The sequence below is a fragment of the Hartmannibacter diazotrophicus genome, assembly GCF_900231165.1.
Lineage (GTDB): Bacteria > Pseudomonadota > Alphaproteobacteria > Rhizobiales > Pleomorphomonadaceae > Hartmannibacter > Hartmannibacter diazotrophicus.
The window spans coordinates 706,539-729,023 of the sequence record NZ_LT960614.1 but is presented as its reverse complement, the minus strand read 5'-3'; the positions used below and the strand labels follow the sequence as shown (position 1 = coordinate 729,023).

16 protein-coding genes are annotated in these 22,485 nt (G+C 65.0%); 4 read left to right on the top strand and 12 right to left on the bottom strand.

Annotation, left to right across the window (positions count from 1 at the left end):
- Positions 1–6: 6 nt before the first annotated feature.
- The 7 genes from HDIA_RS03310 to HDIA_RS03280 form a co-directional block, all read right to left on the bottom strand.
- The gene (locus HDIA_RS03310; RefSeq protein WP_099554325.1) at positions 7–840 is read right to left on the bottom strand and encodes a purine-nucleoside phosphorylase; all 834 of its coding nucleotides are present in this window, start codon (positions 838–840) and stop codon (positions 7–9) included.
- Between the two features lie 97 nt (positions 841–937).
- The gene (gene cdd / locus HDIA_RS03305; RefSeq protein ID WP_099554324.1) at positions 938–1,357 is read right to left on the bottom strand and encodes a cytidine deaminase; all 420 of its coding nucleotides are present in this window, start codon (positions 1,355–1,357) and stop codon (positions 938–940) included.
- A gap of 200 nt (positions 1,358–1,557) precedes the next feature.
- The gene (locus HDIA_RS03300) at positions 1,558–2,274 is read right to left on the bottom strand and encodes an HAD family hydrolase (protein WP_099554322.1); all 717 of its coding nucleotides are present in this window, start codon (positions 2,272–2,274) and stop codon (positions 1,558–1,560) included.
- Between the two features lie 2 nt (positions 2,275–2,276).
- On the bottom strand, positions 2,277–3,257 hold the full coding sequence (locus HDIA_RS03295; RefSeq protein WP_099554320.1) for an ABC transporter permease: 981 nt from the start codon (positions 3,255–3,257) through the stop codon (positions 2,277–2,279).
- Between the two features lie 15 nt (positions 3,258–3,272).
- Positions 3,273–4,394 (bottom strand): ABC transporter permease, encoded by a 1,122-nt coding sequence (locus tag HDIA_RS03290; protein WP_099554318.1) that lies wholly within the window; start codon positions 4,392–4,394, stop codon positions 3,273–3,275.
- Positions 4,391–5,938: an ABC transporter ATP-binding protein gene (locus HDIA_RS03285; protein ID WP_099554316.1), complete on the bottom strand. Its 1,548-nt coding sequence runs from the start codon at positions 5,936–5,938 to the stop codon at positions 4,391–4,393. Before HDIA_RS03285 ends, HDIA_RS03290 begins: the two co-directional genes overlap by 4 nt.
- Before the next feature lie 75 nt (positions 5,939–6,013).
- The gene (locus HDIA_RS03280) at positions 6,014–7,009 is read right to left on the bottom strand and encodes a BMP family lipoprotein (RefSeq protein WP_099554315.1); all 996 of its coding nucleotides are present in this window, start codon (positions 7,007–7,009) and stop codon (positions 6,014–6,016) included.
- 427 nt (positions 7,010–7,436) lie between these two features.
- On the opposite strand from HDIA_RS03280, the gene HDIA_RS03275 reads away from it, so the two are divergent.
- On the top strand, positions 7,437–8,459 hold the full coding sequence (locus HDIA_RS03275; protein ID WP_099554313.1) for an ROK family protein: 1,023 nt from the start codon (positions 7,437–7,439) through the stop codon (positions 8,457–8,459).
- Positions 8,460–9,019: 560 nt separating this feature from the next.
- Here the strand turns inward: HDIA_RS03275 and HDIA_RS03270 are convergent.
- From HDIA_RS03270 to HDIA_RS03255, 4 genes are all read right to left on the bottom strand, one after another.
- Positions 9,020–9,700, bottom strand: coding sequence for an ATP-binding cassette domain-containing protein (locus HDIA_RS03270; RefSeq protein ID WP_099554311.1), 681 nt, complete (start codon positions 9,698–9,700; stop codon positions 9,020–9,022).
- The gene (locus HDIA_RS03265; RefSeq protein WP_245884142.1) at positions 9,700–11,427 is read right to left on the bottom strand and encodes an ABC transporter permease; all 1,728 of its coding nucleotides are present in this window, start codon (positions 11,425–11,427) and stop codon (positions 9,700–9,702) included. The genes HDIA_RS03270 and HDIA_RS03265 overlap by 1 nt, the downstream gene beginning before the upstream one ends.
- Before the next feature lie 34 nt (positions 11,428–11,461).
- Positions 11,462–12,688, bottom strand: coding sequence for an ABC transporter substrate-binding protein (locus tag HDIA_RS03260; RefSeq protein WP_099554307.1), 1,227 nt, complete (start codon positions 12,686–12,688; stop codon positions 11,462–11,464).
- Positions 12,689–12,790: 102 nt separating this feature from the next.
- Positions 12,791–13,282 (bottom strand): Lrp/AsnC ligand binding domain-containing protein, encoded by a 492-nt coding sequence (locus HDIA_RS03255; RefSeq protein WP_099554305.1) that lies wholly within the window; start codon positions 13,280–13,282, stop codon positions 12,791–12,793.
- A gap of 148 nt (positions 13,283–13,430) precedes the next feature.
- Between HDIA_RS03255 and putA the strand changes: the two genes are divergently transcribed.
- The 3 genes from putA to HDIA_RS03240 all read left to right on the top strand — a co-directional run bounded on the left by putA (position 13,431) and on the right by HDIA_RS03240 (position 21,091).
- Positions 13,431–16,538 carry a bifunctional proline dehydrogenase/L-glutamate gamma-semialdehyde dehydrogenase PutA gene (gene putA, locus HDIA_RS03250; RefSeq protein WP_197708092.1) on the top strand — a complete coding sequence of 1,036 codons (3,108 nt, stop codon included), beginning with the start codon at positions 13,431–13,433 and terminating at the stop codon, positions 16,536–16,538.
- A gap of 58 nt (positions 16,539–16,596) precedes the next feature.
- Entirely contained in the window at positions 16,597–19,065 is a 2,469-nt protein-coding gene (gene hrpB, locus HDIA_RS03245) for an ATP-dependent helicase HrpB (protein ID WP_099554301.1), read from the top strand.
- Between the two features lie 337 nt (positions 19,066–19,402).
- Positions 19,403–21,091, top strand: coding sequence for a methyl-accepting chemotaxis protein (locus HDIA_RS03240; protein ID WP_099554299.1), 1,689 nt, complete (start codon positions 19,403–19,405; stop codon positions 21,089–21,091).
- Between the two features lie 646 nt (positions 21,092–21,737).
- Here the strand turns inward: HDIA_RS03240 and urtE are convergent.
- A complete protein-coding gene (urtE, locus tag HDIA_RS03235; RefSeq protein WP_099554297.1) occupies positions 21,738–22,433 on the bottom strand; it encodes an urea ABC transporter ATP-binding subunit UrtE in 696 nt (231 codons plus the stop codon).
- Positions 22,434–22,485: the final 52 nt, after the last annotated feature.

Here is a 22,485-nt window from a genome sequence, read left to right as displayed (position 1 = left end):
AAAGAATCAAGCGGCCGCCAAAGGCTTGTCGACGGCCACGGCCTTGACGATACGCGGCAGGATGCGGGCCAGCTTTTCCGCCCCCACCGGCGCCAGTTCCTTGGTCTCGGCGTGGGAGAGTTCGTCGCCCGTCATGCCGGCGGCAAGGTTGGTGATGGTCGAAACGGCCGCCACCCTGAGACCGAAGAAACGCCCGAGGATCACTTCCGGCACGGTGGACATACCGACGGCGCTGGCACCCAGAATGCGGGCGGCGCGGATCTCGGCCGGCGTCTCGAAGGAGGGTCCTGCGAACCACATGTAGACGCCTTCATGGAGCTTGACCTGCTCGGCACTGGCCGCCCTGCGGAACTCCTCCTGAAGATCGGCGTCATAGGCATTGGTCATGCCGACGAAGCGGCGCTCGGACCGCTCGCCGATCAGCGGGTTGGTGCCGGAGAAATTGATGTGATCGGTGATCATCATCAAATCGCCGGGGTTCATCTCGGGGTCGAGGCTGCCGGCGGAGTTGGTGAGAATGAGAGAGGAGCACCCGAGCGAGGCGAAGGTTTCGATCGGCGCGCGCATCGCCGCCGCATCCCCCTGCTCGTAGTAGTGCAGCCGGCCGGACATCACCGCGACGTCGACGCCGGCCAAACGCCCGACGATCATCTCGCCGGCATGGCCGGAGACGGTCGAGACCGGAAAGCCGGGAAGCCGCGCAAACGGCACTCTGACGGCGTCCTCGATGGAGGCCGCAAACTCTCCCAGCCCGGAGCCGAGCACAAGGCCGACACGATAGTCGCCCGAGCGCAATTCGTTGATCGTGTTGGCGGCAACGGTGCCAAAGTGCTGAGACATGGCTGAAAACTCCAATAAAGAGCCGACGCTGCTTCGGGGGAGCGGGCATCGGCCGTGACTTCAAAAACGGAGCGCTATCGTTCGGCGATAACGCGGATCATTCGGTCGACGCGTCGTAACCGACTAGGGAAAAGCCTGCCGGCAGGAGCCGCGCCATCGTGAATTCCGCATGGGCGCCGTCCGGATCGCAGGCATACACGCGAACGTCGGCATCGGAAAATTCCGCGAGGCGTTGCCGGCAACCGCCACAGGGCGTGCAGAAGCGGCCCCCGTCAATACGCGGCGCAACAACGAGAGCAGTGCGGATACGCAGGCCGCCGCCCATCACCATATGCGAGATCGCGCTGGTTTCCGCGCACCAGCCCTCCGGGTAGGACGCATTTTCGATGTTGCAGCCGGCGTGAAGGTTGCCCTTGTCGTCGATCAGCGCCGCGCCGACGTGAAACTTCGAATAGGGCGCGTGGGCCTTGGCTCTTGCCGCGCTTGCGGCCTCGAAGAGCACCTGAAAGTTGTCCATGGGCTTGGCTCCGGTCGAAGATCGTTCGACGCGCAAACGGGGTCGAGCGCGAGCATTGTTTATGCCCTGTCGACAATGCCGGGAAAAGCGTGCGAGCGGAAACACAGTTTTCCACCGCGTCTCGAGCACGAAACATCCCGGCAGTTCCGGGAGCCAAGCGTCATGTCCAAGAGATCGCAGTGCAAAGACGGCTGGCGCCGTCATCCACATAGATGGGTTTCGACATCCAGAATGCTAGGCAGACAAAAGTCGGAGGCCGCAGCCAGTGTCTCCGGCGCCCCCGTTCCGGTGAGAACGGCGAAGCGAAGCCCTGCCCCGGCGGCGGCGGCCATATGCATGTCATGGAGGTTGTCGCCGACCATGGCGACCTCTTGCGGACGCACGCCGACAGCCTCGGCAAAGGCGAGAAGCATGCCGGCCTCGGGCTTGACGCCGTGACCGCTGTCATAGCCGGCGACGAAATCGATGTCGGCTTCCATGCCGAAACGGGCAATGAGACCGCGGATGGCCGCTTCGCTGTCGCTGCTGGCGATGCCGGTCCTCAGATTCCTGGCCTTCAGGCGGCGGAAGAAGGCAGCAAGATCGGTGACGGCGACCGCGCCGTCGACGGCGGCGACGAAGATCGCATCCAATGCCGGCACCAGCGCCTCCAGCGAATGCGGGCTGCCGGCGGCGATCCATTCGACGGCAATCTCGGCGGTGTTGCCGGCGGCGAGCAGGCTGTCGCCGCCCGTGTGGCCCGAGACCGGGTCCATGCCGCCGCTGCGCATCAGATGGTCGGCCAATGCCTGGTCGCCATTGGCCGCGTGAAGGGCGGCGAGGCGGATCGGCGGCTCCCAGGTCTTGTGGAAGTCGATGAGCGTTCCGTCCTTGTCGAAGAGGACAGCGCGGATGGCCGGACTGGATACGGTCGTCAAGCCTATCGCTCCTTGGTGTAGGGCACGCCGCCGGCCTTCGGCGGAATGGCCTTGCCGATGAAGCCGGCGAGAAGAATGACGGTCAGCGCATAGGGGAGCGCCTGGAAGAACTGCACCGGCACCGTGCCGATCAGCGGCAGCGGCGTTCCCTGCAGGCGGATGGACATGGCGTCGAGGAAGCCGAAGAGCAGGCAGGCGAACATCACCGGGACCGGGCGCCATTTGGCGAAGATGAGGGCCGCGAGCGCGATATAGCCCTTGCCGGCCGACATGTCCTTCACGAAGCTCGACGACTGGGCAATCGAGAGGTAGGCGCCGGAAAATCCGCACAGAATGCCGGCGCAGATGAGCGCGCGATAGCGCAGCCAGGTGACGGAGATACCGGCTGTGTCCACGGCAGCGGGGTTCTCGCCGACGGCCCGCAGCCGCAAGCCGAAGCGGGTGCGATAGATGATCCACCAGGTCAGCGGCACGCAGAGAAAGGCGATGTAGGTCAGCGCGTTATGGCCGGAGAGAACGTAATGATAGAGCCAGCCGAGACCGGGGATGGCGTCGAGTTGGTCGACACCGGCGAAGGTCCAGTTGCCGAAGCGGGCGGATTCGGGAAGCTGCGGCGTCTGCGGGCCCTTCTTGAACCAGGCAATCGCCAGCGTGGCGGTGAGGCCCGAGGCGATGAAGTTGATCGCAACACCGGAGACGATCTGGTTGCCGCGGTTGGTAATCGAGGCAAAGCCGTGCAGGAGGGCGAGCGCGATCGAGACGGCGATGCCGCCCATCAGCCCCGCCCACGGCGATCCGGTCACATAGGCCAGCGAGGCGGCGGCAAAGGCCGAGGCCAGGATCTTGCCCTCAAGGCCGATATCGAAGATGCCCGAGCGCTCGGAGAAGAGGCCGGCAAGGGCGGCAAAGAGCAACGGCACCGTCAGGCGGATGGCCGAGGGGACCGAGTCGGCGACGAGGGAGAGGAACTGCCAGAGGTCCATGGGTCGCGCCTCCCGTCAGGCCGTTGCCGGCTTCGCCGACCGTGAGGGCCGGGTGAAGAGGCGCAGGAGGAGCGGCTGGAACATATATTCCAGCGCGCCGGCGAAAAGGATGACGAGACCTTGGATCACCACGATCATGTCGCGTGAAATCGTGGGAATCCAGAAGGCCACCTCAGCGCCGCCCTGATAGAGGACGCCGAAGAGGATCGCCGCGAGAATGATGCCGACCGGATGCGAGCGGCCCATGAGCGAGACGGCGATGCCGACGAAGCCCGCGCCGCCGACGAACTCGACCTGAAGTCGCTGGGCGTCGCCCATGACGACGTTGAGGGCCATCATGCCGGCGAGCGCGCCGGAGATCAGCATCGAGATGACGACCAGCCGCACATAGGGAATGCCGGCATAGATGGCGGCCGTGGGGCTGATGCCGGTCGCCCGGATCTCGTAGCCGAGCCGCGTGCGCCAGATCAGCGCCCAGACGCAGAGCGCCGCGACGAGCGCGATCAAGAAGGAGACGTTGAAGGGGGCCGCGCCGATCTGCAGGCCGAAGAGGTCGAGCAGCCAGCCGAGCTTCGGAAGCTGGCCACCTTCGAGGAAAGTGCGGGTTTCCGGCGACATGCGCCCCGGTACCCGCAGCACGTTGACGAGCAGATAGACCATCAGCGCGGCGGCGATGAAGTTGAACATGATCGTCGTGATGACGATGTGGCTGCCGCGTTTGGCCTGCAACCAGGCAGGAATGAAGGCCCAGGCCGCGCCGAAGAGACCTGCGGACAGGATCGCGATCGGCATGGTCAGATACCAGGGCAGGATGCTGTCGAAGGTGAGCGCCACGAGCGCTGCGCCGAGGCCGCCGACATAGGCCTGGCCTTCCGAACCGATATTGAAGAGACCGCAGTGAAAGGCGACCGCGACCGAGAGCCCGGTGAAGATGAAGTTGGTGGCGTAGAAGAGCGTGTAGCCGATGCCCTCGCCGCGCCCGAGCGCACCCTCGATCATCGTCTTCGTCACTTCCCACGGGCTCTCGCCGATAAAGAGCACGACAAGCCCGGAAATTAGGAAAGCCACGATCAGGTTGAGCAGCGGCATCAGGACATAGTTGGCGAAGGGCGGAAGCTGCCTTGACGATGCACTCATGCCGGCTCCTCCTCGCGCGCCCCGATGCCGGCCATCATCAGACCCAGCGCCTGTTCCGTGGCATCTGGCGCTTCCTCGCCGACGACACGGCCGGCGAACATCACCAGAATGCGATCCGAGAGCGCACGGATCTCGTCAAGCTCCACCGAGACCAGCAGGATTGCCTTGCCCGCATCGCGCATCTCGACGATGCGGCGGTGGATGAACTCGATGGCGCCGATGTCGACGCCGCGGGTCGGCTGGCCGATGATCAGCACATCCGGATCGCGCTCGATCTCGCGGGCAAGCACGATCTTCTGCTGGTTGCCGCCGGAAAAGTTCGACGTCTTGAGGCGGCAGTTCGGTGGGCGGATATCGTATTTCTCGATCTTGTCGTTCGCGTCATTGCGCATCGCATCGATGGAGAGAAACGGCCCGCGCAGCAGGGCTTCGTCGCCGTGGTAGCCGAGGATCGCGTTCTCGTTCTCCTCGAAGGGCAGGACGAGACCCATGTGATGGCGATCCTCGGGAACGTGGGCGAGCTTGCGGGCGCGCAGATCCGCGGGATCGGCCGTCGAGCAAACGCCCGTCGGTTCCCCGCGAAGGATCACCTCGCCGGAGGATGCCTTGCGGATGCCGGCGATCGCTTCCAGCAATTCCGACTGGCCGTTGCCGGCCACCCCCGCGATGCCGACGATCTCGCCGGCGCGCACGTCGAAGGAGACGTTGTCGACCATCGTCACGCCGCGCCCGTCGCGAACGGTGAGGTTCTTGACCGAGAGCAGCACGTCGCCGGGCTTCGCCGGTCCCTTGTCGACACGCAGGAGAACGCGGCGACCGACCATCAGTTCGGCGAGTTCCTCCACCGTGGTCTCGGCGGTCTTGCGGGTTGCCACCATCTCGCCGCGCCGCATGACCGAGACCGTGTCGGTGATCGCCATGATCTCGCGCAGCTTGTGGGTGATGAGGATGATCGTCTTGCCCTGTTCCTTCAGAACTTTCAGGATGCGGAACAGGTGATCGGCCTCTGCGGGCGTGAGAACGCCGGTCGGCTCGTCGAGGATGAGGATGTCGGCGCCGCGAAAGAGCGCCTTCAGAATCTCCACCCGCTGCTGCAGGCCGACGGGCAGTTCCTCGATGACGGCGTCCGGATTGACCTCGAGGGCGTAGTCGGCCTCGAGGCGCTTCAGTCCCCTGCGCGCCGCCGCCGTGCCCTTGGCGAGCACGGCCCCGCCCTCGGCGCCGAGCATGACGTTTTCAAGGACGGTGAAATTCTCCACCAGCATGAAGTGCTGGTGGACCATGCCGATGCCGGCGGCGATCGCGTCCTGGCTGTCGTTGATGGCAACCTGCCTGCCGCCGACGAGGATGTCGCCACTGTCGGCCTTGTAGAAGCCGTAGAGGATCGACATCAGCGTTGACTTGCCGGCCCCGTTCTCGCCGATGATGCCGTGGATGGAGCCCCGCTCAACCTTCAGGTTGATGTTCCTGTTGGCATGAACCGGACCGAAGCTCTTGTCGATCGCGACGAGTTCGATGGCGGGTGGCGGAGGCGTCTGGACCATGAAGCGCCCTTCACACTGTCAACCTGGGCCGCGCCCAGGACCAGTCCCGGGCGCGGCGCTTTGGAGACGTTTCGATCAGTAAGGGCAGGCATTGTCCTTCATGTAGTCGTGCACCATGACCGAACCGTCGATGATCTGGGCCTTGGCCTTTTCGACCGCTTCCTTGATGTCCGGCGTGATCAGCTTCTCGTTGTTCTCGTCGAGCGCCCAGTCGACACCGCCCTCGGCAAGACCGAGCGAGGAAACGCCGCCCTCGAACTTGTCGTCCATGGTGTCCTTGAAGGCGTTGTAGACGGCGACATCCACGCGCTTGACCATCGAGGTCAGCACGGAACCCGGATGCAGGTAGTTCTGGTTGCTGTCGACGCCGATCGAATACTTGCCCTCGTCGGCGGCCTTCTGCAGCACGCCAAGGCCCGTCGCGCCAGCGGCCGCGTAGACGACATCCGCGCCCTTGTCGAACTGAGCCTGGGCGAGTTCGCCGCCGCGCACAGGGTCGTTCCAGGCAGCACCCGTGGTGCCGGTCATGAAGCCGGAGACCTCGACCTTCTCGTCAGCCGCCTTGGCGCCCTGGAAATAGCCGCACTCGAAACGGCGGATCAGGGGAATATCCATGCCGCCGACGAAGCCGACCTTCTTGGATTCGGACTTCATGCCGGCGATGAGGCCGACGAGGAAGGAGCCCTCCTCCTCCTTGAAGACGACCGACTTCACGTTCGGCAGTTCGACGACGGAATCGATGATGTAGAACTTGGTATCGGGATATTCCTTGGCGACCTTCTCGATCGCCGAGGTCCAGGCAAAGGACACACCGACGACCGGATTGAAGCCGTGCGAGGCGAAGTTGCGCAGCGCCTGTTCGCCCTGGGTGTCGTTGGTCGGTTCGAAATCGCGATAGTCGATACCGGTCTCAGCCTTGAACTTCTCGGCGCCGTTGTGGGCGGCCTCGTTGAAGGACTTGTCGAACTTGCCGCCGGTGCCATACACCACCGCCGGTTTCACGTCGGCGGCGAGCGCCGTTCCGGCCAGGATGACGGTCGCAAAGGCCGCGCTCACGAGTTTCTTGATCATCAGGTCCTCCAGTGACTTCCCCTGCGCGGCGCATCGGCGCCGTCGTTTCTGCGGACTCATGCTTGAAGCCGGTCGGATCGACGGCCGGCAAGCCACGCATGAGTAAATACGAATTTCGCCGGAGAGCAATTCCTTTGCATGATTATTTTTTTGACAGTTGGACAAAATTTCTGCCCTGCCACAAGGCAACACGGAGAGCCGCATCCACCCCGATTCCGCAGCGCCGCCGGCGTTGGCGGGATTGCTTTTGTCAATTCGAGCAATTGCCGTTAAATGATTGCGTCGTCCCGGCATCTTTCATCACGGAACTGCCCGGGTGGAAACGCGTTGCGGCAGTGTCGCGACTTGTGAGACGCATGCTTGCGACAACCGCCCGCCGCGAGTTGGGCGATAGGCGCAGAAGACTTCGGGAGAGTGTGGAGATCGAATGCCTGGGACCGTCGACGCCTTCCATTTCCCCGTGCTCTTCGCCGACATCGGCGGCACCAACGCCCGCTTCGCCGTTCTGGAGCATCCCGGCGCCCAGCCCTACTACTTCGAACATATCAAGACGAAGGACTACGAGACGGTCGCCGATGCGCTCGCGACCGCGATCCTGCCGCAAGCCGGAACACCGCCCAGAACCTTGATGTTCGCCGTCGCAGCCCCGATCGGCAAGGACCGCACGCCGCTCACCAACAGTCACTGGGTGGTCGAGCCCATGGCGCTCATCGAGCGCTTCGGCCTTGCCCAGGTGATGCTCTTCAACGATTTCGAGGCGCTGGCCCTCGCCCTTCCGACGCTCACGCTCGACGACATCGATCCCATCGGCACCGCCGCCGCGCCGGCACTCGACAACAAGGTCGTCGTCGGCCCCGGCACGGGCCTTGGCGCCGGCGGACTTGTCCGGGCGGGCGGCAGTTGGGTGCCGGTCGCCGGCGAAGGCGGGCATATCGATCTTGCGCCCGTGAGCGATCGCGATTTTGCCATTTGGCCACAAATCGAGCGGCTCGACGGGAGCTTTGAAGGCCGGGTTTCGGCGGAAACGCTGGTCTGCGGCTCGGGCCTCGTGCGTCTCTACCAGGCGATCTGCCGCACGGACGGATTGCCGATGCCCCATCCCGATCCGGCGGGCGTCACCGCGGCGGCCGAGGCCAACGACCCGGCGGCCCGCGAGGCGATGGAACTCTTCGCCGTCCATCTCGGGCGTACGGCCGGCAACCTCGCCCTCGTGTTTCTTGCACATGGAGGCGTCTATCTGGCCGGCGGCATCGCGCCGAGGATCGCGCCGATCCTGAAATCCGGCGGCTTTCGTGCCGCCTTCGAGGACAAGGTGCCCCATTCGGCGATGCTCTCGACCATGCCGACCGGCATCATCACCCACAGCCGGCCGGCGCTCGCCGGTCTCATCGGCTATGCCCGCTCGCCCGGCAACTTCCTTCTCGACGTTCACGACCGTCTCTGGGGCTAGAGCGGAGCGTGTTCGAGCGAACGCGCATGAACGGGATCGTCTGCGTCTCCGTTTTCCCGGGCCGGACCCAGGATCGCGCTCGCGATTCGTCGTTTCCGGTACCCGGCCCCCCCCCTCCGAAGCCTCGGAGCACCGGCGGCAAGGTCACTGCCCCGACGCCAAGAAATGACAGAAGATACACTTTATTCGTGCATTTTCTTCGCCGCGACTGCTTTGCCGCCCATCATTTTGTTGCAAAATTAACACAAGCACCCGTGAAGATGCATACAAATGCGGGCCGGAACGCCCATGATAGCGGCATGAAAAGCGGCAAATCCCGAATAAAATCATCCCTTAGTACCGACAAGAATCTATTTTGCCTAAAAAATGCGCAATCTCTGCCTGATTTTTCTTGTCGCCAGATTCATAGCGCACTGCAATAATCTAGACATTACGAACGTTGCTCCCCTCCCGATTGACGCGTGTTCGTGAAGCGTATTTGTCTTTAGTCCTCCCAGACTCAGGCCGCTCTGCGGCCTGTTTTTTTGCGCTTTCGCGAAGTCCTCGCGTCTTCTTCGCCTTCACTCGCCCAGATCGAGAATCGGGCCGCCGGCCGCCTCGGCATCCTCGTGATCATGGGTCACCAGCAGGGTCGGCAGACCTGAACTGCGCGCCCTTTCGAAGACGAAGGTTCGAACCTGGCCGCGCAGGTCCCGATCAAGGCGCGAAAACGGCTCGTCGAGGAGCAGTGCCCGCGGCTCGGCGAGAAGCGTTCTCAGCAAAGCCACGCGCGAGGCCTGGCCGCCCGACAGCGTGACGGGATCGCGCTCGCCCAGCCCCTCAAGTCCGACATCGGCGAGCGCCTCGTCGACGGCAGCCCGCCGCCGCCTTCGCCCCCGGATTCTTTGAGGCAGGGCGAAGAGCAGGTTCCCGGCAACGCTCATGTGAGGAAAGAGCAGCGAATCCTGGAACATCAGCCCCAGCCGCCGTTCCTCGGGCGCAAGGGCGAGGAGGTCCTCGCCCCCAAGCCGCACCTCTCCGCTAGCGGAAAAGGCCGGATCGAGGAAGCCGGCGATATGGGCGAGGAGCGTCGATTTTCCCCGTCCGGACGGGCCCATGATCGTGGCGATCTCGCCTGGATGAACGGTGAGGCCGATACGAAAGAGCTCCGCCTTGCCGAGCGCGATGCGGACATCGCGGAGCACCAGACCGTCACCGGCCCTTGCCGCGTCGCTTGGAGATGGGGGCGCGACGACCTGCATCAGAGCGCTCTCTGGCGAAGCCGGCCGCCAAACGCCAGCGCCGGCACGAGGGCGGCGAGCGCGAAGCCGAGGAAGGGCAGCAGCGTTTGCGACAATGCGACGATCGCCAGCAGTCGGCGGTCGCCCCCCGCGCTGAGCGCCACGGCCTGTGTCGTCACGGTCTCGACCCGCCCGGCGCCGATGAGGATTGTCGGCAGGTAGAGACCGATGGAGACCGCAAAGCCGACGGCGGCCGCGACCAGGACGGGCCGCAGGAGCATCGGCAGCCGGACCTGCCAGAAGACCCGCGCCGACGACGCGCCGAGCGAGGTCGCCACCTGAGCGTAGCGCGGGTCCAACGCCCGCCAAGGGTCAGAGAGCGACAGCATCACATAGGGCAGCACAAAAACGAGGTGCACCGCGATGACCGCGACGAGGTCCGGTGTCACGCCTCCTGCCAGGAAGAAGACCTGCAAGCCGAAGAGAAAGGTCACCTGCGGCACGAGCAGCGGCAAATAGACGAACAGATAGGCCCGGCGCCGGCCATCGTCCCGCCGTGCCAGCGTTGCTCGCCGCGTCTCCGCCTCCAGAGTCCCGACGACGAGGAGCACGGCGAGCGCCACGGCACCGCCTGCCACGAGGACCGTGTTGAGGGCCGGCTCGGCCAAATCCGGAAGTCTCATCAGCCACCGCCCGGGGGCCAGACGGTGCGGCAGGGCGTCCGGAAAGCGCCAGTGATCGGCGAGCGACCAGAGGACGAGCGCGGCAACGCCGCCGATCATGGCGGCAAGCGCCGCGACCATGGCGATCAGTCCGAGCCCGGCGGCGAGAGCGTCGCCGTTGCGTCGCCGGCCACGGATGGCAACAAAGCTGATGGCCCTGACGGCAAGGACTTCCAGTCCGCGCCACAGGGCGATCGCGCCCAGCGAGACGGCAAGCTGGGTCAGGGCGGCGGCCGAGGCCGGCAAGCGCGTCAGAAGGCCCGGATCGGAGGCAAGACGCAGCAGTTGCGGTCCGAGCGGCGGCGGCGTGGTCGGGCCCAGGATCATCGCGACATCGACGTTGGATGTCGCAAAGGCAATGACGGCATAGACCGCGAGGCGGATCTGTGGATAGAGCCGGGGCATGACGGTGACGAGGAACCCGGTGACCGGGCCGTAGCCGAGGCTTGCAGCAAGCCGGCGCGAACGGTCCGCATCCGTCCGCGGCAGGGCGGCAAGGGCCACCAGCCACAGGAACGGGATCTCCTTGAAGGCGAGGCCGAGGGTCAGGGTCAGCCCCATGGGGTCATGGACGATCAGAAGATCCGGCGGCCGCGTGAAACCTGTCGCCCAGGGCGAGACCAGTCGCATCAGCCAGCCGGAGGGCGCGACGAGGAAAGCAAAGCCGACCGCCGCCGCCGCATGCGGCAACGACAGCAGCGGCGAAATCAGAAGCGCTGCGGTCCGGAACAGGCGCGTTCCGGAAGAGGCCGCCATGAAGAGGACGACGGCCAGGAAGGCGATGGCGGTCGAGGCAAGACCCGTCCCAAGCGAGAGCAGGACCGACGTGCCGATGCCGGGTGTTGCCAGAAGCTCGCGCCATGGGTCGAGCGAGAGTTGCGCATGCCCGAGTGCCGGCAGGATGCCGAAGGCCGGGAGCCCCGATCCGAGCAGCCCGGCAATCACCGGACCGACCAGAAGCACAACGATGGCGACAGGAAAGACGGCGAGCCAACCGGCGCGCCGGCGCGCCGCTCCTGGCCCCAACCACGCCCCCTGGATGTCAGACTCCGTGGCCGGATCAGGTGGCGCCATAGCGTGCGGTCCAGGCGCGCTCGATCGCCTCCATCCAGCTCGGGTGCGGCTCGGGAAGCACCCTGCCGAGTTCTTCCGGCGAGGGGGTCGCAACACCGCGCGTCACATTGGCGAAGTATTTCTTCTGATCCGGGGGAAGGTTCGCGACATCGAGGACGGTCGGATCGCCCCAGACCGCCGCATCGGCCTTCCTTGCCTGCGCCTCCGGCGACATCAGGAAGTCGGCGAAGACCATGGCGCCTGCGGGAGCGGAGGCGTTGAAGGGGATCGCCACGAAATGGGTGTTGCCGATGGTGCCGCCGTCGAAGACGTAGCCACGTACCGTGTCGGGCAGCGCTCCGGTTTCCACATCGTTGGAGGCAGCCGACGGATTGAAGGCGAAGGCGATGTCGATCTCGTCATCGGACAGAAGCTGCATCAGCGCCGTGACATTCTGCGGGTAGGCCTTGCCGGAGCGCCAGAGGTTGGGCGTCAACTCGTCGAGATAGGCAAACAGAGGCGCGGTGGCCGTGTCGAAGTCCGCCTCCTGCAACGGTTTTTGCAGAAGGGCCGGATCGGCGATCGTCTCGATCAGGATCTGTTTCAGGAAGGTCGAGCCCATGAAATCCGGCGGCTGGGGATAGGCAAGCCGGCCGGGATGCACCTGGGCATACTCCAGATAGGCCGAGGCGCTCTTCGGCGGCTGGGCGGTCATGGCGGAATCATAGAAGAAGACGAGCTGAGCCATGCCCCAGGGCGCTTCGAGACCATCGGTCGGGATGGTGAAGTCAACGGTCGTCGTCGGCTTGCCCTTCGTATCGACGTAGGCGTAATCTGGCAGCTTCGTGGCCCAGCCCCTGGCCTGCAGCAGGCCCTCGCGCTTCATCGCGGCGAAATTCTCGCCGTTGATCCAGACAAGGTCGACCGAACCGCCGCTCGTCTTTCCGGCCGTCTTTTCGGCAAGCACCGTCTGCACAACGTTGGCCGTGTCGGTGACCTGCACATGGCGAACCTCGAAGCCGTGGCGCTTCTGCATCTCGCCGGCGGCCCAGCCGATATAGGCGTTGATCTGTTCGCCACCGCCCCAGGCATGGAAATAGACGGTCTTGCCCTTCGCCTCGGCAAGAAGCCCCTCCCAGTTGGAGGGATCGGCGGCAAAGGCCCAGCCCGGGGCAAGCCCGGCCATTCCCAGACCAGCAGTTCCAATCAGCATGCCCCGCCGCGTGATGGTCATCGGCCAGCCTCCCCTCGGTCCTCAATAGACGGATTTTCCGGCTCCATCAGTCGCAACCCGAAACCGTGACGGTCAATTCAAACATCGTTGATCGGCCCGTCATTAAAGAGGAAGATGGACGGTGTTCTTGACTTCTTCCATCACCGGATAGGTGTGCGTCTCGCGAACGCCGGGCAGTGTCATCAAAACATCGGAGAGAAAACTGCGATATTCATCCATGTTGCCGACACGGGCCTTGACGAGATAGTCGAATCCGCCGGCGATCATGTGGCATTCGAGAACCGCGGGCGCGCGGGTGACGGCGGCGGCAAAGGTGGAAAAGACCTCGGGCGTCATGCGGTCGAGCTTGATCTCCACGAAGACCAGAAGGCCACGGCCGAGCTTGACCGGATCGAGTTGCGCCGCATATCCGAGAATGAAGCCGTCGCGGGTGAGGCGCTTGACCCGTTCGGCCGTTGCGGTGGGCGAGAGGCCGACCTTGTCGGCCAGATCCAGATTGGTGATCCGGCCGTCGGTCTGAAGGGCCGCCAGAATCTTGCGGTCGATGCGGTCCAGGCTTTCAACACCGGTCGATGATCCATCGGTAAGGGTCATGGGTCACCTCAAATTTCATCATAGCGTTTTTCACTATAATAATCGATAATTTTAGATATTTGACTTGTTGTAATATCATTTTTTGGAGAAATGAAAAAGGATTTTGATGGCAAATTAGTGAAATCGTCACTCGTGATCGAGTTTCTCCATGCCGCCAATGAACCGTCCCAGCTTCTCCGCTCCCTATGCCTTGCCAGACGAGGAGATCGTCGCCCGTCTCCTCTCCGAAGTCGGCGCACCGTCGCCGCAGGCGAAGTCCCGTGTCGATGCGGACGCGATCCGCCTCATCAACGGCATCCGCGCCCGCCAGTCGGCGCTTGGCGGCGTGGAGGATTTTCTGCACGCCTACAGCCTGTCGACCCGGGAGGGCCTCGCGGTCATGGTGCTGGCCGAAGCGCTGCTGCGGGTTCCTGACGCTGCCACCGCCGACCGGTTGATCGAGGACAAGCTCGCCAGCGCGCATTTCGACGGCAGCCACAAGGCCGGCGATCCGCTGCTCGTTTCGGCCTCGGCCTGGGCGCTCGGCATCACCACGCGCATCGTGCAGCCGGGCGAAACGCCGGAGGGCGTGATCGCGGGCGTCATCAAACGGCTCGGCCTGCCGGCCGTGCGCACCGCGACGCGGCAGGCGATGCGGGTGATGGGCCACCAGTTCGTGCTCGGCGAGACGATCAAGGCCGCGCTCAGCCGCGCCAAGGCCATGGAGGAGAAGGGCTACCGCCACTCCTACGACATGCTCGGCGAAGGCGCGCGCACCATGGCCGACGCGGAGCGCTATTTTACGTCCTACGCCAATGCCATCGACGCCATCGGCCGTTCGGCGGGCAACAAGACGCTGCCGGACCGTCCCGGCATTTCGGTCAAGCTGTCGGCGCTCCATCCGCGCTACGAGGTGGTGAAAATCGACCGACTGGTGAAGGAACTGGCGCCGAAGCTGCTGGACCTTGCCCGCGCCGCCAAGGCACACGATCTCAACCTCACCGTCGACGCGGAGGAGGCCGACCGGCTTTCGCTCTCGCTCGACATCATCGGGCGGGTGGCGGCCGATTCATCGCTCAAGGGCTGGGACGGCTTCGGGCTCGCGATCCAGGCCTACCAGAAGCGCGGCATCCATGTGGTCGAGTGGGCGGACGACCTTGCGCGCTCCCTCGGACGGCGGTTCATGGTGCGCCTCGTCAAAGGCGCCTATTGGGACACGGAGGTCAAGCGCGCGCAGGAGCGCGGCCTTGCCGACTATCCGGTCTTCACCCGCAAGGTTGCCACCGATCTGTCCTATCTCGCCTGCGCCAAGCGGATGCTCGCCGCCCGGCCCCGGCTCTTTCCGCAGTTCGCCACGCATAACGCGCTTTCGGTCGCCGAGATCCGCGAGATGGCCGGTGGCGACAAGGCAAGCTTCGAATTCCAGCGCCTGCACGGCATGGGCGAGGCGCTCTACGCCCAGGTGACCGAGCAGGACGGCTATCCTTGCCGCATCTATGCGCCGGTCGGCGGGCATCGCGATCTTCTCGCCTATCTCGTGCGCCGGCTTCTCGAAAACGGCGCCAATTCGTCCTTCGTTGCCGGCGTCGGCGACCCGGACATTCCCGCGACGACGCTGATCCGCCGGCCGCAGGAGATGCTGGACGGCGGCGCTGCGGCCCGTCACAGCCGCATTCCCCTGCCCGCCCGGCTTTTCGGCGCCCGCGAAAACTCCAGGGGCATCGAATTCGGCGACGATGCCGTGCGCGATGCCTTCCTCGATTCCCTCGCTCAGGCACCGCTGCCGAAGGATGCCGCCTTGCCGATCATCGGCGGCAAGACCTTGACGCGTCCGACCCGCCCGGTGCTGAGCCCTGTCGATGGCAAGAGCAGTGTCGGCGAGGTCGGAGAGGCGACGGCGGAGGATGCACGGGCGGCGATCGAGACCTGCCTTGGTGCCTTCCCGAAATGGTCCGCGACGCCGGCGGGGGCCCGCGCGCTGGCGCTGGAAAAGGCGGCCGACGCGCTGGAAGCCGCCACGCCGCGCCTCATCGCGCTGATGTCCGCCGAGGCCGGCAAGACGCTGCCGGACGGCATCGCCGAGGTCCGCGAGGCGGTCGACTTCTGCCGCTACTACGCCGCCGAGGCGCGGCGCCTCTTCGGCGCAGCGACGATCCTTCCCGGCCCCACCGGCGAGGAAAACCGGCTCGTCTCGCGCGGGCGCGGCGTCTTCGTCTGCATCTCGCCGTGGAACTTCCCCCTCGCGATCTTCATGGGCCAGGTGACCGCCGCACTCGCCTCCGGCAACTGTGTCGTCGCCAAGCCCGCCGAGCAGACGCCCCTCATTGCGGCAGAGGCCGTTCGCATCCTGCACGAGGCCGGAATTGCCAAAGACGCCCTCGCCTATGTGCCGGGCGACGGCACGGTGGGCGCGGCGCTGACGTCCGATCCTCGCATTGCCGGCGTCGCCTTCACCGGTTCAACGGAGACAGCCTGGGCAATCAACCGGACGCTTGCGGAAAAGCGCGGCCCCATCGTGCCGCTCATCGCCGAGACAGGCGGCCTCAACGCCATGCTGGTCGATGCCACGGCGCTTGGCGAGCAGGTGGCGGACGACGTCGTCCTTTCCGCCTTCCGCTCCGCCGGGCAGCGCTGCTCGGCGCTTCGGTTGCTGCTCGTCCAGGAGGACATCGCCAATCACATGATCGATCTCGTCACCGGTGCGGCGAAGGAACTGACGCTGGGCGATCCGGCCCATCCGGCGACCGACGTCGGCCCGATCATCGACGCCGAGGCCAAGCAGGCCATCGACGACTATGTCGCCGAGCGGCGCACCGAGGGCCGCGTGCGCTTCGAGAGCGAGGTTCCCAGAGGCGCGCTGGCAGGCGGGTCCTTCGTTGCCCCGACCGTCATCGAGCTAGCCAATGCCCGCGACCTGACGCGCGAGGTCTTCGGCCCCGTGCTGCATGTGGTGCGCTACAAGGCGGCCGATCTCGACAAGGTTCTCGACGACATCGCCGCTTCCGGCTACGGGCTGACGCTCGGCATCCATTCGCGCATCGAGCGGACGTGCAAGCGGATCGTCGAGCGGCTTTCCGTCGGCAATGTCTATGTCAACCGCAACATGATCGGCGCCATCGTCGGCTCGCAGCCCTTCGGCGGCTCCGGGCTTTCCGGCACGGGCCCGAAGGCGGGAGGACCGCACTATCTACCGCGTTTCGCGCTGGAGCAGGTGATCTCCACCAACACGGCGGCGGCAGGCGGCAACGCCAGCCTCATCGCGATGGGCGAGGAGTGAGAGCCTCACCAGCTCAGCATCCCCTTGCCTTCCATCGCCCCCCGCGCCACAAGGCGGCATGACGTTTCGCCTGCCCATCGACGATGCCCTGCCGGAGTTGCTGGCCGCCCTTCAGCGGACGCCGAAGGCCGTGCTTGTGGCCCCGCCCGGCGCCGGCAAGACGACGCGCGTGCCGCTGGCGCTGCTGGGCGCGCCCTGGCGCAAGGACGGCCGGATCATCCTGATCGAGCCGCGCCGGCTTGCCGCCCGGGCGAGCGCGCGCCGCATGGCGGCAACGCTGAACGAAAAGGTCGGCGAGACGGTAGGCTACCGCGTCCGGATGGACAGCGCCGTCTCGGCGAAGACCCGGATCGAGGTCGTCACCGAGGGTGTCTTCACGCGCATGATCCTCGACGACCCGGAGCTTTCCGGCATTGCCGCCGTGCTCTTCGACGAGTTTCACGAGCGCAGCCTCGATGGCGATTTCGGCCTCGCGCTGGCGCTGGAGTCGGCAGGAGTACTCCGCGAGGATCTTCGCATCCTTGTCATGTCGGCGACCATCGACGGCGCGCGCGTTGCCTCCCTCCTCGGCAATGCGCCGGTGGTGACCTCCGAGGGGCGCGCCTTTCCGGTCGAAACGCTGCACATCCCGCGCGATCCGACTGCCCGGATCGAGGACCAGACCGCCGCTGCCATCCAGCAGGCGCTTCGGGAAGAGACCGGTTCGCTGCTCGTCTTCCTGCCCGGACAGGCCGAAATCCGTCGTGTTGCCGAGCGGCTTTCGGGCAAAGTGCCCGCCACAGTCGACGTTGCGCCGCTCTATGGCGCGCTGACACCCGCCGAGCAGGACCGCGCGATCCAGCCCGCCCCTGAAGGCCGGCGCAAGGTCGTGCTCGCGACCTCCATCGCCGAGACGTCACTCACCATCGAGGGCGTTCGGGTCGTGATCGATGCCGGCTATGCCCGCGTGCCGAAATACGAGCCGGCGACCGGGCTGACGCGGCTTGAAACCCAGCGAGTGTCGCGTGCGGGCGCCGACCAGCGCCGGGGTCGCGCCGGACGCACCGAGCCCGGCGTCTGCTATCGTCTCTGGGCGGAGGCGCAGACCGGCGCCCTCCAGCTTTTCGACCGTCCCGAAATCCTGGAAGCCGACCTTGCCGGCCTCGCCCTCGACCTTGCCGCCTGGGGCGCGAGCGATCCGGCAACGCTCGCGTGGCTCGATCCGCCGCCGGCGGCGGCCTATGCCGAGGCGACTGCTCTCCTGCGCCGCCTAGACGCACTGGACGACGAGGGCCGGATCACGGCGGAAGGCAAGGCGCTTGCCCGCCTGCCGCTGCATCCGAGGCTTGCTCATATGGTCCACATGGCCGCCGCCGAGGGCGAGGCGATGCTGGCCGCCGAAATCGCGGTCCTGATCGGCGAACCGGGGCTTGGCGGGGATGCCGTCGATCTCGGCCAGCGCCTGCAGCGCTTCCGATCCGACAGGTCCAGACGTGCCGACGATGCAAGGGTATTAGCGCGGCGCTTCGCGAGACAGGCCGGTGGAAAGGACGAGAAGTCTGCGGCTCATGCCGATGAGACCGCGATCGGGCGCCATCTGGCCCGTGCCTATCCGGACCGGATCGCGCAGGCGCGCGGCGCGCGGGGCCAGTTCCGGCTCGCCAACGGCCGTGGCGCCATGGTCGAAGACGCTCACGCCCTCGCTGGTGTGCCTTTTCTGGTGGTGGCCGATGTGACGGGCCGGGCCGAGGCCTCGCGCATCCGGCTCGCCGCCCGCATCGACCGCGAGGACATCGAGGCGGTTTTGGCGCATCAGATCGAGACGAGCGACAGCTTGCAGGTCGACGGCCAGAGCCGCAGCGTGCGGGCGCGCCGCATCCGCCGTCTCGGTGCGCTGGTTCTCGACGAGACGGTCATCGCCGATCCGGATCCCATCGCTGTCGCTGGACTGCTTGCCGACGAAGCGGCCAAGGCGGGGCTCGACCGCCTGCCCTGGACGAAGGAGCAGCGCGCCCTGCGCCATCGATCCACATACCTGCATCATACACTTGGTGAGCACTGGCCCGATCTGTCGGAAGGCTCGCTGGCAGTGACGGCGGGCGAGTGGCTGGCGCCGCAGATCATCGGCAAATCTCGACTCGATGCGATCGACGCCGACGACCTCGGCCGTGCGCTCGACAGCCTCCTGCCCTACGCTCTGCGCCGCGACATGGAGCGGCTGTTGCCCACGCATTTCGATGCGCCGTCCGGATCGCGTGTGCCAATCGACTACGGTGCGGAAAACGGGCCGGCACTGGAAATCCGGGTGCAGGAACTCTTCGGTCTCGACCGTCATCCGAGTATCGGCGGCGGCAAGGTGCCCCTGCTCGTCGTGCTGCTGTCGCCGGCCCACCGTCCGATCCAGACGACGCGGGATCTGCCCGGTTTCTGGCGCGGCTCGTGGAAGGACGTCGCCAAGGATCTCAAGGGCCGCTATCCGAAGCACTTCTGGCCGGAGGACGCGCTCTCGGCGACAGCAACGAACAGGGCGAAACCCAGGGGAACGTGATTATCGCCGCAACACCCCACGCTCGCAGTCTTCCTGAATTCCATCAAAGTATATTACCCGACTAAATTTCTCGCTTATTCCTGTTTTTCTCTGTTTTTCCGAGATCCACTCAAGACCTTAAATTAATCGATTTATATAAATCCGAAAAATCCGATTATGACACTTATATGACAAGTCGATTTACACACCGGAAAGGCGACAGACCTACAGTCGGGCACAACCAGTGGGCTGCCACCTGAGCGGCACCACCACGCTCACTCGATCATTGCCTGGCCGCCTTCTGTCCATCACCGCAGGTCGATGGAAGGCCAGAGGCCTGCCGGCTGGAGACACGTTCATGCGGTTTCGCAATCTTCCGATTCTCTACAAGGTTCTGGTGCCGATCGGCCTGCTTGCTCTTTCCGCCCTGCTCGCCGCCTTTTTCGGCGCCTACCAGGTCCGCAGCGTCAACGCGGCGCACGACGGACTGCTCACCGACAATATCGCGACGCTCCAGCGCATGGCCGACGCCGCCGCGAGCGTCGACAGGATGAGCGGCATCAACTATCGCGCCTTCTCGCGCAACAACGCCTCGGAAGCGCAGCCGATCCTTGCCGAGTTCGACAATGAACTGTCCTCGTTCAAGGAGAACATGGAGGCCATCAAGGCAGCCTATCCCGAAGCATCCGATGAGATCGACCAACTCGTCAGCGACATGGCCGCGGTCAAGAAATTCGGCCGCAAGGGCAATCTGATCGCCCTGCGCGGTTCGCTCTCCAAGGCACGGGCAGACTTCGACGCCAATTTCGAACCCGTCCTCAATGACCTCCGATCCAAGGTCGCGGCGCTTGCCGAACGGATCAGCGGGTGGACGTCCTCGCGGTCGCTCGCCGTCAATGCCGAGTCGAATGGCGCTGCCACCACGACCGTCTTCGTCGTCATCGCCGCGCTGGCCGTGGTTCTTGCCCTTGCAATCGCCGTCATCGTCTTCGCGATCTCGCGCCCGATGGACCGGATGGCGAGAGTGATGCAGCGGCTTTCCGATGGCGATCTCGACACGCCGGTTCCGGGCCGGGGCCAGAGCGACGAGATCGGCCGCATGGCCCGGGCCGTCGAGGTCTTCAAGCAGAATGCCGTCGAAATCCGCAGGCTGGAACAGGAACGCGACGCCATGAAGACCGAGGCGGAGGCCGAGCGCCGCGCCGAGATGGCGGCCTTCGCCGAGGACTTCGAACGCCAGTTCAGAGGGATCGTCGACAGTCTCAATGCCGCAGCGCATCAGATGGGACAGGAAGCCAGCGGCATGGGGGCGGCAGCCGAAGAGACCAGCCGCCAGTCGGATGCCGTGGCCTCCGCCTCCGCCCGCGCAGCACAGAACATCCAGACGGCCACGTCGGCTGTTCTCGAACTTGCCGGCTCGACCCGCGAGATCGGGGATCAGGTGACGCAAGCGGCCGTGATCGCCGGCAAGGCGACCGGCCAGGCGGAGGCTTCCAGCGAAGCCGTGCGCGGGCTTGTCGCCAACGCCCAGCGAATCGGCGAGGTGGTCAGCCTCATCAGCGAAATTGCGGCCCAGACCAATCTTCTGGCCCTCAACGCGACCATCGAGGCTGCGCGCGCCGGCGAAATGGGCAAGGGCTTCGCGGTTGTCGCCAACGAAGTGAAGCATCTCGCCGAGCAGACGGCCCGCGCGACCACGGAGATTGCGACGCAGGTCGCCGCCGTCCAGAGCGGAACCAACGACGTCGCCGACGCCATCCAGTCGATCGCCACGACGATCGGCGACATCAACGCCATCTCCTCGTCCATCGCGAGCGCCGTCGAGCAGCAGAATGCATCCACGGACGAAATCAGCCGCAACGTCGAGGAAGCCTCGCAGGGAACCACCGAAGTGAGCGGCAACATCGCCGATGTCAGCACGGCAGCCCTCGACACCGCGCGTGTGGCCAGTCTGATGGTGAGCGCGGCCGACTCTCTCGGCGCGCAGTCCCGGCAGTTGCAGGATCAGGTCACCGGTTTTGTCGGACAGATCCGGGCACGGACCTGAACCTTCACCCAACTGCATCGGAAGAGCCCTGTCGGCGCAAATAGCGACAGGACCTCGTCGACACGCAAAAGCCGAGCGACACCCGCCTCTCAACCGTTGCATGCAATCAATGTTTGCGTCCTGCGCACCGTGCAAGCAAATGCCCGACAGTCAAACGCAAGACTTCGAAATCGATTTGAGATCTCATTAAACTTATACGACTTAACTTAATCGTTAATAAGGGTGACGTTAGAATTGTCGTAAAATCGACATCATCGCCATTGCCAATTTCAACATGCCTAAAATACGAAAGGCCCGACCCCGGTCAGGGTCGGGCCTTCAATATTGCATTGTCGCCCAATACACTTTTTTCAAACTCCGCCGCGCCATCAAATATAGTCAAGAAAGCGTTCACAGTCCATCATCGACAGCTCGCGACCGTGGATGTGTTGCATTTTGGTTAACAGGTCAGCATTCCAGACCTAGTGCCTTGAGCCGTTCGACGCCCTCCTCCAGGCTTTCCGAGCGGCTCCAAAAGGGCGAAAGCCCGGCCCGTGAAGGCCGGGCTCCCCCTGCGCAATAAATGATTGAAAATGGTTTCGTGAAAAAAGCGGAGGCTGTGGACAACCGCCCGGCCGGCGCTTGTCCGGACAATCGCAATGGCTGCCTACACCGTCATCCAGCGGCGAACCTCGTGTTCGTCCATGTCAGCCTTGGCACCGGACAGGACGACCTCGCCGCGATCCATGACCGCGAAATGATCGGCCAGATCGCGGGCGAACTCGAAATACTGCTCGACGAGAACGATCGCCATGGTGCCCTGCTCGCGCAGGAACTCGATCGCCCGGCCGATGTCCTTGATGATCGAGGGCTGGATGCCCTCGGTCGGCTCGTCGAGCACGAGGAGGCGCGGGCGCGTGACCAGAGCGCGGCCGATGGCGAGCTGCTGCTGCTGGCCGCCGGACAGATCGCCGCCGCGCCGCCGCAACATGGATTTCAGCACCGGGAAAAGATCGAAGACCGTGTCCGGCACGTAGCGGTCCTTGCGGGCAATCGGCGCATAGCCCGTCTCAAGGTTTTCCTTCACCGAGAGCAGCGGGAAAATCTCGCGCCCCTGGGGCACGATGGCGATGCCGTGGCGGGCGCGATCATGCGGGGCAAGCTTCGAGATCTCCTCGCCTTCCCAGGTGATCGAGCCGGAGGAAATTCCCTTGAGGCCGACGATCGAGCGCAGCAGCGAGGTCTTGCCGACGCCGTTGCGGCCGAGCACGCAGGTGACCTTGCCGACTTCGGCAGTGAGCGAGACCTCTTTGAGCGCCTGCGCGGCGCCATAGTGGAGGTTGATCTTGTCGACGTTGAGCATCTTAAAGCCCTTCCTTGAGCGGCGTGCCGAATTTCCAAATCAGCATCATCGC